At 64.1% G+C, this 13,665-nt stretch carries 13 protein-coding genes; 6 read left to right on the top strand and 7 right to left on the bottom strand.

The window, feature by feature from the left end:
- Positions 1-86: 86 nt before the first annotated feature.
- Entirely contained in the window at positions 87-851 is a 765-nt protein-coding gene (locus tag BTO02_RS21300) for a GntR family transcriptional regulator (protein ID WP_075159243.1), read from the bottom strand.
- A gap of 199 nt (positions 852-1,050) precedes the next feature.
- On the opposite strand from BTO02_RS21300, the gene BTO02_RS21295 reads away from it, so the two are divergent.
- The 4 genes from BTO02_RS21295 (at position 1,051) to BTO02_RS21280 (ending at position 5,279) form a co-directional block, all read left to right on the top strand.
- Positions 1,051-1,374, top strand: a complete 324-nt coding sequence (locus tag BTO02_RS21295) for a UxaA family hydrolase (protein ID WP_075159242.1) — start codon at positions 1,051-1,053, stop codon at positions 1,372-1,374.
- 90 nt (positions 1,375-1,464) lie between these two features.
- Positions 1,465-2,640, top strand: a complete 1,176-nt coding sequence (locus BTO02_RS21290; protein WP_075159241.1) for a UxaA family hydrolase — start codon at positions 1,465-1,467, stop codon at positions 2,638-2,640.
- 234 nt (positions 2,641-2,874) lie between these two features.
- Positions 2,875-4,212 (top strand): C4-dicarboxylate transporter DctA, encoded by a 1,338-nt coding sequence (dctA, locus tag BTO02_RS21285; protein WP_075159240.1) that lies wholly within the window; start codon positions 2,875-2,877, stop codon positions 4,210-4,212.
- A gap of 65 nt (positions 4,213-4,277) precedes the next feature.
- Positions 4,278-5,279: an Ldh family oxidoreductase gene (locus BTO02_RS21280; protein WP_075159239.1), complete on the top strand. Its 1,002-nt coding sequence runs from the start codon at positions 4,278-4,280 to the stop codon at positions 5,277-5,279.
- A 139-nt stretch (positions 5,280-5,418) separates the two neighbouring features.
- On the opposite strand, the gene BTO02_RS21275 is transcribed toward BTO02_RS21280, so the two are convergent.
- Positions 5,419-6,246: an SDR family NAD(P)-dependent oxidoreductase gene (locus BTO02_RS21275; RefSeq protein WP_075159238.1), complete on the bottom strand. Its 828-nt coding sequence runs from the start codon at positions 6,244-6,246 to the stop codon at positions 5,419-5,421.
- 133 nt (positions 6,247-6,379) lie between these two features.
- On the opposite strand from BTO02_RS21275, the gene BTO02_RS21270 reads away from it, so the two are divergent.
- Positions 6,380-7,318 (top strand): GlxA family transcriptional regulator, encoded by a 939-nt coding sequence (locus BTO02_RS21270; RefSeq protein WP_075159237.1) that lies wholly within the window; start codon positions 6,380-6,382, stop codon positions 7,316-7,318.
- A 90-nt stretch (positions 7,319-7,408) separates the two neighbouring features.
- On the opposite strand, the gene BTO02_RS21265 is transcribed toward BTO02_RS21270, so the two are convergent.
- Entirely contained in the window at positions 7,409-8,830 is a 1,422-nt protein-coding gene (locus tag BTO02_RS21265) for an aldehyde dehydrogenase family protein (protein ID WP_075159236.1), read from the bottom strand.
- A 114-nt stretch (positions 8,831-8,944) separates the two neighbouring features.
- Here BTO02_RS21265 and BTO02_RS21260 point away from each other — a divergent pair, with 114 nt between their 5' ends.
- The gene (locus BTO02_RS21260) at positions 8,945-9,844 is read left to right on the top strand and encodes a LysR family transcriptional regulator (RefSeq protein ID WP_075159235.1); all 900 of its coding nucleotides are present in this window, start codon (positions 8,945-8,947) and stop codon (positions 9,842-9,844) included.
- Between the two features lie 14 nt (positions 9,845-9,858).
- On the opposite strand, the gene BTO02_RS21255 is transcribed toward BTO02_RS21260, so the two are convergent.
- The 4 genes from BTO02_RS21255 to BTO02_RS21240 all read right to left on the bottom strand — a co-directional run bounded on the left by BTO02_RS21255 (position 9,859) and on the right by BTO02_RS21240 (position 13,635).
- Positions 9,859-10,698, bottom strand: coding sequence for a DUF2242 domain-containing protein (locus tag BTO02_RS21255; protein WP_075161250.1), 840 nt, complete (start codon positions 10,696-10,698; stop codon positions 9,859-9,861).
- A 139-nt stretch (positions 10,699-10,837) separates the two neighbouring features.
- Positions 10,838-12,007: a hybrid sensor histidine kinase/response regulator gene (locus tag BTO02_RS21250; protein ID WP_075159234.1), complete on the bottom strand. Its 1,170-nt coding sequence runs from the start codon at positions 12,005-12,007 to the stop codon at positions 10,838-10,840.
- 9 nt (positions 12,008-12,016) lie between these two features.
- Complete coding sequence (locus tag BTO02_RS21245; protein ID WP_083615297.1) at positions 12,017-12,649, bottom strand: chemotaxis protein CheB; 633 nt, start codon at positions 12,647-12,649, stop codon at positions 12,017-12,019.
- Positions 12,650-12,786: 137 nt separating this feature from the next.
- Positions 12,787-13,635: a CheR family methyltransferase gene (locus BTO02_RS21240; protein ID WP_075161249.1), complete on the bottom strand. Its 849-nt coding sequence runs from the start codon at positions 13,633-13,635 to the stop codon at positions 12,787-12,789.
- Between the last annotated feature and the right edge of the window lie 30 nt (positions 13,636-13,665).

Raw genomic sequence — 13,665 nt, 5'->3', positions numbered from 1 at the left:
GATTTACATCATCTGTATGAGTAGCGAGTGTAGGTGATCGTTTCGCCGATTGCAAATTAACAGAATACGGTTACGCGCAGGGCGGCTCACGAAGCTTCGTCGTGCGAAGCCGAAGCGCCCACATAGTCGTAGTGCGCGGTATTGACGTGCGAGATGCGCACCTCGACGGGAACACGATGATACGAGTACGCGACGCGCCGGATCTCGAGGATCGGCGCGCCCGGTTCGACGCCGAGCAATGCGCTTTCCACCTCGTCCGCGAGCGCGATGCGCACGCGTTCGTCGGTGCCTACCACGTTGATGTGAAATACGTCCTGATAGAGGTTGTAGAGCGTGCTGGGCCGCTCGCGCAGCGTGGTTTCGCTGAGCCCGGGAAAACGGGACTCCGGCACCGTGATGTTCTCGGTCATCACATGTTCGCCGTGCAGCGCGAGCTGGTTCAGGAACGTGAAGACGCGCGCGCCGGTTTCGATGTTGAGCAGTGCCGCGACTTCGCGCGTGGCTTTCGCCTTCCTGAACGATACGAGGCTCACGGTCGGATAGGTCTTCTCGCCGTCGGCGCGCACGATGCGGAACAGGCGGAAGAAATGCCGGTCGCGCTGGTGCTGGGAAACGAACGTGCCGAGCCCTTGATGGCGCACGAGGATGTTGTCCGCAACGAGTTCGTCGATTGCCTTGCGCAATGTGCCGATCGACACGCCGAAACGCTCGGCGAGGCGCTTTTCGGAAGGAATCGTCTCGCCGCCTTTCCATTCGTGCGCCGCTAGCGCCGCGAGCATCGCATTCTTCACTTCCTTGTAACGCGTGCCGCCGATGGCGGGCGTCGTACCGATGATGGTCGGCGTATTCATGGCGGGTGCCCCTTGGTCCGTGTCTCGCAGCATGCCGGCGATGCAATCGCTTTGTCAGGTTCTCATCGGAATTCTACTTCATCCGGCTCATTGAACACATATAGATGATATGGTTGACATAGGCAATATCGCCGCCTAAGATGATTTCCACGGACGTCACAAAACGCGCCGACCGACCAACCACCCTGGAGACATTTCAATGAGCAACACCGAAGCAGGTGCGGCAAAAGCGTCGCAAAGAACGATTCACATCGTGCTGCATGAAGCGAAGGACACCGTCGGCGTTGCGGTGGTTGAAGGCATCAAGGCCGGCACGCAGTTGAACGCATGGATCATGGACGACGACGAAATCGTCACGGTGCCGGCGAAGCAGGACATTCCGATCGGCCACAAGGTCGCGCTGAAGGACATGGCCGTCGGCGACACGGTGTTCAAGTACGGCGTCGACATCGGCAAGGTCGTCGCGCCGATCAAGGCGGGCGAGCACGCTCACGTGCACAACATCAAGACGAAGCGCTGGTAAACCCGGGACTATCCGCCCGGGTCACATGCCCGGAGTCGCTCCGGCTACCCGCTTTGCATCGTCCCTACATCCAAGACATCGAGACACATCATGAGCGTGATTGACAAGAACACCACTTTCCGCGGCTATCGTCGCGACAACGGCCGCGTCGGCGTGCGCAACCATGTGATCATCCTGCCCGTCGACGATCTGTCGAACGCGGCGGCCCTTGCTGTCGAAAACAACATCAAAGGCACGATGGCGCTGCCGCACCCGTACGGACGCCTGCAATTCGGCGCCGATCTCGACCTGCATTTCCGCACGCTGATCGGCGCGGGCTGCAACCCGAACGTCGCGGCTGTCGTCGTGATCGGCATCGAAGAGGGCTGGACCAAGCGCGTGGTCGACGGCATCGCGAAGTCGGGCAAGCCGGTGATGGGCTTCGGCATCGAATTGCACGGCGATCACGACACGATCATGCGTGCATCGAAGGCCGCGAAGGAAATGGTGCAGTACGCCACGTCGCTCGATCGCACCGAGTGCCCGATCTCCGACCTGTGGGTGTCGACGAAGTGCGGCGAATCGGATACGACGTCGGGCTGCGGCGCGAACCCGACGGTCGGCAATGCATTCGACAAGCTGTACGGGCTCGGCACGACGCTCGTGTTCGGAGAGACGTCGGAGCTCACGGGCGGCGAACAGATCGTCGCCGCGCGCTGTGCAAACGACAAGGTGCGCGAGCGCTTCCAGTTCATGTTCGATCGCTACCAGGACATGATCAACCGCTGGAAGACGGACGACCTTTCCGAATCGCAACCGACCAAAGGCAATATCGCGGGCGGTCTCACGACGATCGAGGAAAAGGCGCTCGGCAACATCCAGAAGATCGGCAAGAAGTGTGTGATCGACGGCGTGCTCGACAAGGCCGAAGAACCGACGCATTCGGGCCTCTGGTTCATGGATTCGTCGTCCGCGGCGGCGGAAATGGTCACGCTGTGCGCGGCGTCGGGCTTTGCCGTGCACTTTTTCCCGACGGGTCAGGGCAATGTGATCGGCAACCCGATCGTGCCCGTCATCAAGATCTGCGCGAACCCGCGCACCGTGCGCACGATGAGCGAGCATATCGATGTCGACGTGTCGGGCCTGCTGCAGCGCGAGCAGAACCTCGATCAGGCCGGCGACAAGCTGCTCGAATCGATGATGGCGACAATCAACGGCCGCTTCACGGCCGCGGAAGCGCTCGGCCATCGCGAGTTCGTGCTGACGCGTCTGTTCGAAAGCGCCTGATCGGCCGGATGTAAAGCCGAAGGCGAAGCCGCAAGGCCTGGCCTGCAAGCACGGCGTTACGGCTCACGCGCGGGCGCATTTCGCCCCCGCGCGTGGCGCCGCACATGCATTGCTCGCGCAACGCGCAGTCCATCACCACGCACAAGGGCAAGCAGACGCATATAAAGCCCGGCGCGCGTCGCGCGGCATTGTCCCATTTCCAGCAAGGCAGCAGCGAGTGGAGGAGACACCATCTTGCGCGTGCTACGACATCTCTACGTCCAGGTCCTGATCGGACTTGCCGCCGGCATTCTCGTCGGTCACTTCGCGCCAGACTTCGGCGTGCAAATGAAGCCGTTCGGCGACACCTTCATCCGTCTCATCAAGATGCTGATCACGCTCGTGATCTTTTGCACCGTGTCGGTCGGCATCGCGCGGATGGAGTCGTTGAAATCGGTAGGCCGCGTCGGCCTGAAGACGATCGTGTACTTCGAAATCGTCACGACGATCGCGCTCGTGATCGGGCTCGTCGTTGCGAATGTGCTGCATCCGGGCGCGGGACTCAACATCGATCCCAAGACGCTCGATCCTCAAGCGGTCGGACGTTTCGTCACCGAAGTGCATCATCAGGCGTCGACGAATTTCCTCGAGCAGATCGTGCCGAACTCGGTGGTCGGCGCCTTTGCGCGCGGCGATCTGCTGCAGGTGCTGCTGTTCTCGGTGCTGTTCGGCATCGCGCTTTCGCTGGGCGCGCGCCGCAGCCGTTTTCTGATGCGCGTGATCGAGCAGACCAGCGATACGCTGATGAGCATCGTCGAGATGATCATGCGGCTCGCGCCGCTCGGCGCCTTCGGCGCGATGGCGTTCACGGTCGGCAAGTACGGCATCACGACGCTGCAGCAGCTCGGTTTGCTGATCGTGTGCTTCTACGTGACGAGCATTCTGTTCATCGTGCTCGTGCTCGGCACGATATGCCGCTGGGCCGGCGTCGGATTGTGGCCGCTGCTCAAGTATCTGCGCGAGGAGCTGCTGATCGTGCTCGGCACGTCGACGACCGAATCGGTGCTGCCGCGGCTCATGGAAAAGCTCGAGCGCCTTGGCTGTCCGAAGACGGTGGTCGGCCTCGTGCTGCCGACCGGCTACTCGTTCAACCTCGACGGCGCGGCGATCTATCTGACCATGACGTCGCTGTTCATCGCGCAGGCGACGAACACGCATCTGACGCTATGGCAGCAACTCGGCCTGCTCGCGGTGCTGATGCTGACGTCGAAAGGCGGTGCGGGCGTCGCAGGAGCCGCGCTCGTCGCCCTTACCGCTACACTGTCGACGCACAACATCATTCCGGTGGCGGGCATCACGCTGATTCTCGGCATCGATCGCGTGCTCAATGAGGTACGCGCGATCGTGAACATGATCGGCAATGCGGTGGCGACGATCGTCGTGGCGCGCTGGGAAGGCGCGTTCGATGCGCGCGCCGCCCGAGAATTTCTCGCGGCGCCGCCGCAAGACGTGCTGCGCGACGAGCCGCAAACGCAAACGGGCGAGACCGATGGCGGCGCGCCGCCGGCTTTCGCGCGCGAACATTCGAACTGACGTGGCGGGACGTTGCGGCCGGGCTTCGGCGCGTCCCGGCCGCAACATGAAAAAGGAACTCTGCCATGACGCGTGTTTCATCCGATGTCCTGCTTGCGCTTGCAACGAGCGCCGTCGAACGCACGGGCGCGCCGCACGAGACGGCAGTGACCACGGCGCGTGCACTCGTCTATGCGGACGAGCGTGGCCTGTCGTCGCACGGCGTCGCGCGGCTGCCGATGTATATCGCGCAACTGCGCAACGGCCGCGTCGATCCGCATGCGCGGCCCACGGTGATCGCGTCGCGCAATGCGGCGGTGCTCGTCGATGCGGCCGACGGCATGGCGTTTCCCGCCTGCGCGCTTGCGATCGAAACGCTGATCGCGCGTGCGCGCGAACACGGCAGCGCGGTCGCAAGCGTCACGCGCAGCCATCACTTCGGCGTCGGCGCGTACCATCTCGAAGCACTCGGCAAAGCCGGTCTTGTGGGTCTCGCATTCAGCAATTCACCGGGCGCGATGCCGGCGTGGGGCGGCCGGCATCCGCTGTTCGGCACCAATCCGATCGCCGCGGTGTTTCCGCGCCGCGACGGCGAACCGCTGATGATCGACCTGTCGCTGTCGCAGGCCGCGCGCGGCAAGATCATGATCGCCGCGCGCGAGGGCAAGCCGATCCCCGAAGGCTGGGCAACCGCGCGCGACGGAACGCCGACCACGGATGCGAAGGAGGCGCTCGACGGCATGGTGCTGCCGTTCGGCGGCGCCAAGGGCGCCATGCTTGCCTTGATGGTCGAACTGCTCGCGGCCGCGCTCGCGGGCGCGAACTTCGGCTATGAGGCAGGCTCGTTCCTGACCGAGGAAGGCGAGCGTTCGCGCATCGGCCATCTGTTCTGGGCGGTCGACCCCGGTGCGCTCGCCGGCAACGAGATGTACCTGTCGCGTGTCGAAGCGCTTATCGAAAGCCTGTTGCAGGATCCGGACGTGCGCCTGCCGGGGCAGCGCCGTCACGGTCTGGCCGCCGCGGCTGGCCGCGACGGCATCGAGATCCCGGATTCATTGCTCGCGCAACTTCAGTCGCTGGCGAACTAGCAGGCTGTTTGCGGCCTTTATCCGGCAGCGCGCCGGCCATCGCCTTGTCCGCGGGAGCGGACGTTGCGACGGCCGGCGTGTTTTGCCGACGCGTGGTGCGCCGAAGCGTGGTGCTGGCGCGAATCGGCGCCGCGCCTCTTTACACGGCTTCCCCTACTGCTTCTTTCGCGTGCACCCCAAAGCGCTCGGCCGGCTTGTTGCGCGACAGATTCGGCATCAACGCCTGGCGTGCCGCTTCGAATGCGTTCCAGTCGGCCACATTGGGCAACGACGGAATCGTCACCGTTTCGCCCTGATCGAAGCCGGCAAGCGCGGCGTCGACCATGTCGCCGGCGTCCATCACGATGTGCGCAGGCAGGTTCTCGACGGGCTGGCCCGCGATGCCCCAGAACTCGGTGCGCGTTGCGCCCGGCAGCACGGCCTGCGTGCGCACGCCCTTGTCGCCGAGTTCATGATGCAGCGATTGTGTGAGCGCGACGACGAACGACTTCGTGCCGCCATAGACGCCGTTCAGCATTTCCGGCGCGACGCTGGCAATCGATGCGACATTGATGATGCTGCCGCTGCCGCGCGCGACGAACGCCGGCGCGATCGCATACGTGAGGCGCGTGAGCGACACGACGTTGAGCTTGATCATCGCTTCCATCGCGTCGACATCCGAGTTCAACAACGGCAGCGCGGCGCCGATGCCGGCATTGTTGACGAGCAGCGTGATGCTGGCGTCGGTGCGCAGCACGTTTTCGACGCGGCGGATGTCTTCGTCTTTCGAAAGATCGGCGGTGACGATTTCCACCGAGCGGCCCGTCTCGCTCGTGATGCGCTTGGCCAGTTGTTCGAGACGCGAGCGGTTGCGGGCCACGACGATGAGGTCATAGCCGCGGTGCGCGAGCCGTTGCGCGTAGACAGCGCCGATGCCGGTCGATGCGCCCGTGACGACGGCGGTACCCTTGAAAGATGTGTTCGACATGTTCAGCCTCCAGAAAGTGAGTAGATTCGGTTCGAATCGCGATGCGTTGCTGCATGTCCCGAAGAATAGGTGCATACTCACATGGCGGCAATGTCGTATATGCAACCTTTTAGGACATCAGTAAGGAATCGCTATGTTGCGCTTGGGCGTGGTGCTGTTTCCGGGCTTTCAGATGATGAATCTGTCGGTGCTGAGCGTTTTCGAATTCGCAAACCGGGTGGCCGACACCCCGATGTACGACCTCGTGCTGCTTTCGGAAGAGGGCGGCCCGGTCCAGGGTTCGTCGGGTTTTGCGGTCACGACGCAGAAGTTCGACGACAGCCCGTTCGATACGCTGCTCGTGGTCGGCGCCAACGACGCGCAGGTGTCGCCGCCGGCTGTCGTCGACTTCCTGAAGCGCTCGGCGCCGCGCGTCCGGCGCATCGGCTCGACGTGCACGGGCGCGTTCAATCTGGCCGAGGCCGGGTTGCTTGCGGGCCGCCGCGCGACCACGCACTGGTTCTTCGCGGACAAACTGCGGCGCGACTACCCGGACGTGCAGATGGAGGAAGACCGCATTTTCATCATCGATGGGCCGGTATGGACTTCGGCGGGCATGAGTGCGTGCGTCGATCTGGCGCTCGCGCTCGTCGAGAAGGATGCGGGTATCGAGACGGCGCGCACGGTCGCGCGACAGCTCGTGCTGTATCACCGGCGCGCGGGCGGACAATCGCAGTTTTCGGCGCTGCTGGACCTCGAGCCGAAATCGGACCGCATTCAGGACGCGCTCAACTACGCGAAGCAGAATCTGCAGGCGGAACTCTCGGTCGAGGAACTGGCGAGCGCGGCGCATCTGAGCCCGCGTCAGTTCACGCGTACGTTTCGCGCGGAAACGGGACAGACGCCGGCGAAGGCCGTCGAGCGGCTGCGCGTCGAAGCGGCGCGGCTGATGCTCGAAAGCGGGCGGCATGGCGTCGACGTCGTCGCGCGCGAGACCGGATTCGGCGACCGCGAAAGAATGCGGCGCGCGTTCTTGCGCGCATTCGGGCAGCCGCCGCAGGCGATCGCGAGGACGATGCGGGGTCTGGTGTGAGGCGCAAACGTAGGCGTAGCGCGGCGCTGTACATCAGACAGCGCTCGCTGTGTACTCTACAGCGGCAAGATCACCACACTCGGACTCGCCTCAAAACGTCCCCATTACCGCCTTCGGCTCCAGATAGGCTTCGAGCCCCAGCGTCCCCATTTCCCGGCCTATGCCCGACTGCTTGAATCCGCCGAACGGCACGGCCGGGTCGTGGGTGATCGCGTTGATCATCACGCGGCCCGCATCGATGTGCGCGGCCACTTCACGCGCCTTCGCCGCGTCGGCTGAGACGACATACGCCTGTAACCCATAGGTCGTGTCGTTCGCAATGGCGATCGCGTCTTCGAGATCGCGGTACGCGATGATCGACAGCACCGGGCCGAAAATTTCCTCGCGCGCGATCGTCATATCGTTGCGCACGTCGGTGAACACCGTAGGCCGCACGAACCAGCCGGACGCGAGCCCATCGGGCCGCCCTGCGCCGCCCGTGAGGAGGCGCGCGCCTTCGTCGATGCCGATGCGGATATAGCGCTGCACGCGGTTCCACTGCTTTTCGCTGACCATCGGGCCGATCGCGGTAGCGGGGTCGCGCGGATTGCCCGACTGGATTTTTTCGACCGCGGCGCGAATCCGCGCCTCGAATTCCGCGACGCGCTGTTGCGGCACGAGGATGCGCGTGCCGGCAATGCAAGCCTGCCCGTTGTTCATAAAGCCGGCCTGCAGTGCAAGCGGCACCGCTTCGTCGAAATCGGCGTCGTCGAGCACGATGAACGGCGATTTGCCGCCCAACTCGAGCGTGATGCGTTTGAGCGTATCGGCGCCGGCGCGCAGGATCGACTTGCCGACCGCCGTCGAGCCCGTGAACGAAATCTTCGCGACATCCGGATGGGCGCTGAGCGTCGCGCCGACCACTTCACCGCGGCCTGTGACGATGTTGAACACGCCGGCCGGCAAGCCCGCTTCGTGCAGCGCTTCAGTGACGATGCGCGTCTGGATCGCGCTCATCTCGCTCGGCTTGATGACGGCGGTGCAGCCTGCCGCCATCGCGGTCGCGAGCTTGTTGCAGATGAAATGCGCATTCGCGTTCCACGGCGTGATCAGGCCGGCCACCCCGACCGGCTGCATCACTACCTCGCTCGTGTTGATGCGTTTCGTGAAATCGTATTGCCGCAGCGTCTTCGCGGCTTCGACCATTGCCGTCTGCGCGTACCTGGCCATCCAGCGCGCGCGGTCCGCCGGCGAGCCGTATTCGTCGATGATCGCTTCGTAGAGCTCGTCTTCGCGCGCGGCCACGGCGTCGGCCATGCTCTGCAGCATGTCGAGCCGCTCGCTTTTGCCGGTTTGCGAGAACGACGCAAACGCGCGTCTCGCGGCCGCGACCGCGCGATTCGCGTCATGTTCGTCGGCAAGCCGCACGCGGCCGATCACCTGCTCGGTGGCCGGGTTGAACAGATCGAACTTTTCCTCGCCATGCGGCGTTGCGAATTCGCCGTCTATATAGATTTTGTCGATGTCTTGCATGAGTCGAAAGCTCCTCTACGTGCATGAACGTCTGAGTGGCTCTCAAAGATAGGTCCAGTCCGTTGGCCTGACTAGCCATATAATCAAGGACGACTTGTTGAGTAATTCAGGACAATGGAAACATCCGGGCTGACCGAACTGGAGGCCGTGCTCGCCGTCGCGCGTCATCGCAGCTTCCGGGCAGCGGCAACCGAACTGGGCGTGTCGAAGTCGGCACTAAGCCATGCCATTGCAGCGCTGGAAGCGCGTATCGGCGTGCGGCTTTTCAACCGGACCACGCGCAGCGTTTCGTTGACCGAAGCCGGCGCCCAGTTCGCCGACAGCGTCGCACCCGCGCTCTCGGCAATCCGCACTGCGCTCGAGCAGGCGGGGAGCCACCGCGACACGCCATCGGGCACTTTACGGATCAATACATCCGTGGGGGCGGCTCGCCAGGCGATGCCGATCTTTATCGAGTTTCTGCGCCGCTACCCGGAGATGAAACTCGACATCGTCACCGAGGGCCGCATGATCGACATCGTCGTCGAAGGCTTCGATGCGGGCATCCGCCTCGCGGAAACGGTGCCGCAGGACATGATCGCGGTGTCGTTGGGCCCGATGCTGCGCTTTGCGGTGGCTGGCAGCCCCGCGTACTTCGCCCAGCATCCGCCGCCGCGCACGCCCGCCGATCTCGCCGCGCACCGCTGTATCCGCACGCGCATGCCGAGCGGCGCGATTTACCACTGGGAGTTCGAGCGCCATGGCGAGGCGCTCACGGTCGACGTGAAAGGGGCGATCACGCTCGACGATGCCGAACTGATGCTATTGGCCGCGCGCGCCGGCCTTGGGCTTACATACCTGAGCGAATGGACCGTCGGGGCGGATCTGAAAGCCGGCACGCTGCAGCGCGTGCTGGCCGACTGGACGCCGCCGTTCGATGGCCTGTGTCTCTACTATCCGGGGCGGCGTCACGTACCCGCGGGGCTGCGGGCATTGATCGACCTGATTCGCGAACGCGCAGAGGCAAGCGCATAACGCTTGCTGCAGGCCTACTGCGCTTGCGGCGCGATCGTCGGGTTCGACGCGGGCGAGGCGGCGACCGCATGCTCCGCGATGGGCTCGAGGGCAGGTGCCGTGACGGCGGCGGCCGGTGCCGACGTCGCAACCGCGCTCGGCGCAGCCGCCGCCGGCAGCGCCTGAGCAGGCGTCGCCGTCACCGGAAGCGCGGCGATGGGCGTAGGCGGCGGCGTGACCGTCACGGGCGCCGCAACGAGCGCGGGCGCAGGCAGCGGCAACGGATCGCCAGGCAACGACGTCGCATCGACTGATGTGCCCGGCACCGGCGCCGTACGTACGGAGGCTTGCAGATAGCGCCCGACCAGATCGAAGAACCGGTCGTAGAACCTGCCGGACTGAATCGTCTCGCTCGAGATCTTGACCATCGCGTCGCTGTTCGAGCGAATCGGCAGCGACAGCGAGCCGAGAATGCTGAGCCCGACGCTGGCCGACGTGTCGCTCTTCTTCAGCGCATAGCCGTTTTGCACGGCGTTCGCATAGACGACACTCGAATTCGCCGCATCGTCGCCCGCTGTACACACCACGTGAAATTCGACGGTGTAGTGCGAGTCGCTCGCGGGCTGGAAATTTTTCGACGCATCGATCGTGTCGGGCCGTGCGGCCGTCGTCATATAGCCCTGGCTCAAGAGCGCGCGGCGCGCCGAATCGCATGCTTCCGCGCTCGATACGGTGAACGTGTGCATGAACGGACTCATGTCGCTGCTGAGGAATTCGTCCTGCAGCTTCGGTTTGGGTGTGGACGTACACGCGGCAAGCGCGAGGGCGAACCCAGGCAGCAGCACGAGCGCGAAGCGGGATCGACGGATAAGCATGTTGAACACGAGCGAGTCAGCGAAACAGCGGCGCAACGAAGCGTCGGCGCGCGACGCCTCGAAACAGCCGGGAAGCATTGTAGAGCGGTTCGCCCGCGCGAGGTAAAACCACGCTGTTTTTGCAACGCTGTCTGTGCCGTCAGCGAGACATGCCGGGCGCTGCGCGCGGCAATTCGATCGTAAAAACGGTGCCGCGTTCCGCATCCGACGCGCCGCACACTTTACCGCCGTGCATTTGCACGATCGTACGCACGATATGCAGGCCGAGCCCGAGTCCTCCGCGAGGGCGGCCGTCCTTGGGTTGTGCGGCGGGCAAGCGGTTGTCGACCGCGCGCCGGCCCGGCGTCGTGCTGCCGAACGCTTCGAACAGATGCGGCATCACGTTTGGCGGAATTGCGCCCCCGTTCGTAATGGTCAGCGTAATGTGAGCGGACTCTCGCCCCGCTTCGCCGCCGTCGACTTCGACGGCAATGCCGCTGTCCTGCGCGCCGTGATGCAACGCATTGCTGATCAGATTGGAAATTGCTTGCCACAGCAGATCGGTGTCCCAGTTGCCGGTGCAGTTGCCGCGCGCATCGAGTGCGATGCGTTCGACGCCTTCCTGCGTCGCGAACTCTTCGATGACCGAACCGCAGAGCGCCGCGAGGTCGGCGTTGCGCGGCGCAAGCGGCATCCGGCCGCCTTGCAGCCGCGCGAGGTTCAGCAGTTGATGCACCATCCGCGACATCCGCATCGAGCTGTTCCTGATGCGGTTCGCGACCGTCGCCGCCTGTTCGTCCGGCGCGATGCGCGCAAGGTACTCGGCCGACGCGAGCACGGTGCCTAGCGGCGTGCGCAGATCGTGTCCGAGCACGGCCATCAGCATCTCGTTCGCTTCGAGCAACTGACGCGTGGCGAGCAGCTGCTCGGCGAGCTGCCGCTTGTGCTGCTCGAGCTGCACGAACACATCGACCTTCGATTGCAGAATGCGCGGATCGAACGGCTTATGCAGGAAGTCGACGGCGCCCGCTTCGTAGCCGCGGAACGTGCGGGACGCGTCTTCAGCGGTTGCGGTCAGGAAAATGATCGGTACGTGCGACGTGCGCGGGCTGCCGCGCATCAGCGATGCCAGTTCGAAGCCGTTCATGCCCGGCATGTTGACGTCGAGAATCGCAAGCGCGGCATCGTGCTTGAGCAGCAGATCGAGCGCCGCGGTCCCCGAGTTGGCGACGAGCAGTTCGACACCGGGACGCGACAGCAACGCTTCGAGCGCCGTGATGTTATGGGCGGTGTCGTCGACGATCAGAATATTGACTGATGGATGCGCCATGGCGTCGGATCACGATGAGGCCTGCAACGCGGCGAGCCGCTGGGCCATGAGAGTTGGAGAAAGAATGTCGTCGACCGCTCCCCGAGCGATCGCCGCGCGCGGCATGGTAGCCGAACTTGCTGTTTGCGGGTCCTGCACCCATGCGATGCCGCCCATTGCGCGGATCACTTCGAGGCCATGCGCGCCGTCGTCGTTCGCGCCCGACAGCAGAATGCCGAGCAGCCGCGACGCGTACGCATGCGCTGCCGATTCGAACAGCACGTCGATCGACGGTCTCGAGAAACGCACCGACGAATCGACCGACAGTGCAATCGTGCGATCGTCGTCGACGAGCATGTGATATCCGGGCGGCGCGACGTGTACACGACCCGCGACGACGCTTTCACCCGAATCCGGTTCGACGACCGGCAACCGGCAGCGGTGTCGCAGCGATTCGACGAGGTAGCTGGGCCGGTCGGCCGACAGGTGCGAAACGACGAGCACGGCCGATGCAAAGCCGGCGGGCAACGCAGCCAGCAGCATGGCGATCACTTCGATGCCGCCGGCAGACCCGCCGAGCACGACCGCGTCGAACGCGTCCAACGCGCGCGCGGAACGGCGCGCCTGCGGCGGGGCGGCGGCACTGGCTCTGTCGTCTCGCATACGGGTCCTGTTCAGTCGGTCGGTCGTGGCGGGGCCATTCGATGCCGGATCGAATGGCCCCCGGTTTAACGGCCGGTCAAGCGTCGAATTTAGCGCCGATCCGTGCGCGGTGGTCAACGCTGCATTCGTTACCGCATTTATCGTTTCTGATAGATGCGTTCGGATTCCCGAAACTCTTCGAATCCGTCGTAGTGGTTCGAAAAGCGCAGGCTCTCCTTGCTGCCTAGTCCCAGAAAGCCGCGCCGCACGAGCGAGCGGCTGAAAAGGCCGAGCGCGCGGTCCTGCAGGCCGCGATCGAAATAGATCAGCACGTTGCGGCACGACACGAGATGCGCTTCGAGAAACACCTCGTCGGTCGAGAGGCTATGGTCGGCGAATACCACGCGGTCGCTCAGCGAACCGGCGAAGCGCGCACCGCCATACGCCGCATGATAATAGTCGGACAGCGAATGCTTGCCTCCCGCCGCCAGATAATTGCGCGTAAAGCCGGCGACGCGGTCGAGCGCGTAGATGCCCGCTTCGGCGCGCGCAAGCGCGCCCGGGTTGATGTCGGTCGCGTAGAACAGCGTTCGTTCGGTCAAACCCTCTTCGTCGAACAGAATCTTCAGCGACCATAATTCCTCGCCCGTGCTGCAGCCGGCTACCCATACCTTGATCGACGGATACGTCTGCAGCAGCGGCAGCACGTGTTCGCGCAGCGCGAGGAAGTACTGCGGGTCGCGGAACATGTCGCTGACCTGCACCGTCAGGTAGTGAAACAGCCGGCCGAATTCATCCTCGCTGCGCATGATGCGGTCCTGCAGCTGCGATAGCGTGGTCACGCCGAATTCGTCGAGCGCCTGGGCAAGCCGGCGCCGCAACGACGACATCGCGTAGTGACGGAAGTCGTGCTGGTACTTGAGATAGATCGCTTCGAGCAACAGCTTCAGCTCGATGTCGAAATCGTGCATTCGTTGCGGCGACAGCTCGTAGGACGAGCGGGTCATCGGGTTGGTCTCCATGCTGATGCGGCTCTC

Origin of the sequence: Paraburkholderia sp. SOS3, assembly GCF_001922345.1 — a bacterium.
In the GTDB taxonomy this organism is placed as follows: Bacteria; Pseudomonadota; Gammaproteobacteria; order Burkholderiales; family Burkholderiaceae; genus Paraburkholderia.
This window is presented reverse-complemented; position numbering and strand designations above follow the sequence as displayed.

What these genes read in the sequence shown, in the direction of transcription:
- BTO02_RS21290 (WP_075159241.1), top strand. Translation starts at nt 1,465, where the DNA reads ATGAGCGTGATTGACAAGAACACCACTTTCCGCGGCTATCGTCGCGAC.
- BTO02_RS21255 (WP_075161250.1), bottom strand. Translation starts at nt 10,698, where the DNA reads ATGCTTATCCGTCGATCCCGCTTCGCGCTCGTGCTGCTGCCTGGGTTC.
- BTO02_RS21265 (WP_075159236.1), bottom strand. Translation starts at nt 8,830, where the DNA reads ATGCAAGACATCGACAAAATCTATATAGACGGCGAATTCGCAACGCCG.
- BTO02_RS21250 (WP_075159234.1), bottom strand. Translation starts at nt 12,007, where the DNA reads ATGGCGCATCCATCAGTCAATATTCTGATCGTCGACGACACCGCCCAT.
- BTO02_RS21270 (WP_075159237.1), top strand. Translation starts at nt 6,380, where the DNA reads ATGTTGCGCTTGGGCGTGGTGCTGTTTCCGGGCTTTCAGATGATGAAT.
- BTO02_RS21300 (WP_075159243.1), bottom strand. Translation starts at nt 851, where the DNA reads ATGAATACGCCGACCATCATCGGTACGACGCCCGCCATCGGCGGCACG.
- BTO02_RS21260 (WP_075159235.1), top strand. Translation starts at nt 8,945, where the DNA reads ATGGAAACATCCGGGCTGACCGAACTGGAGGCCGTGCTCGCCGTCGCG.
- BTO02_RS21245 (WP_083615297.1), bottom strand. Translation starts at nt 12,649, where the DNA reads ATGCGAGACGACAGAGCCAGTGCCGCCGCCCCGCCGCAGGCGCGCCGT.
- BTO02_RS21280 (WP_075159239.1), top strand. Translation starts at nt 4,278, where the DNA reads ATGACGCGTGTTTCATCCGATGTCCTGCTTGCGCTTGCAACGAGCGCC.
- BTO02_RS21275 (WP_075159238.1), bottom strand. Translation starts at nt 6,246, where the DNA reads ATGTCGAACACATCTTTCAAGGGTACCGCCGTCGTCACGGGCGCATCG.
- BTO02_RS21240 (WP_075161249.1), bottom strand. Translation starts at nt 13,635, where the DNA reads ATGACCCGCTCGTCCTACGAGCTGTCGCCGCAACGAATGCACGATTTC.
- BTO02_RS21295 (WP_075159242.1), top strand. Translation starts at nt 1,051, where the DNA reads ATGAGCAACACCGAAGCAGGTGCGGCAAAAGCGTCGCAAAGAACGATT.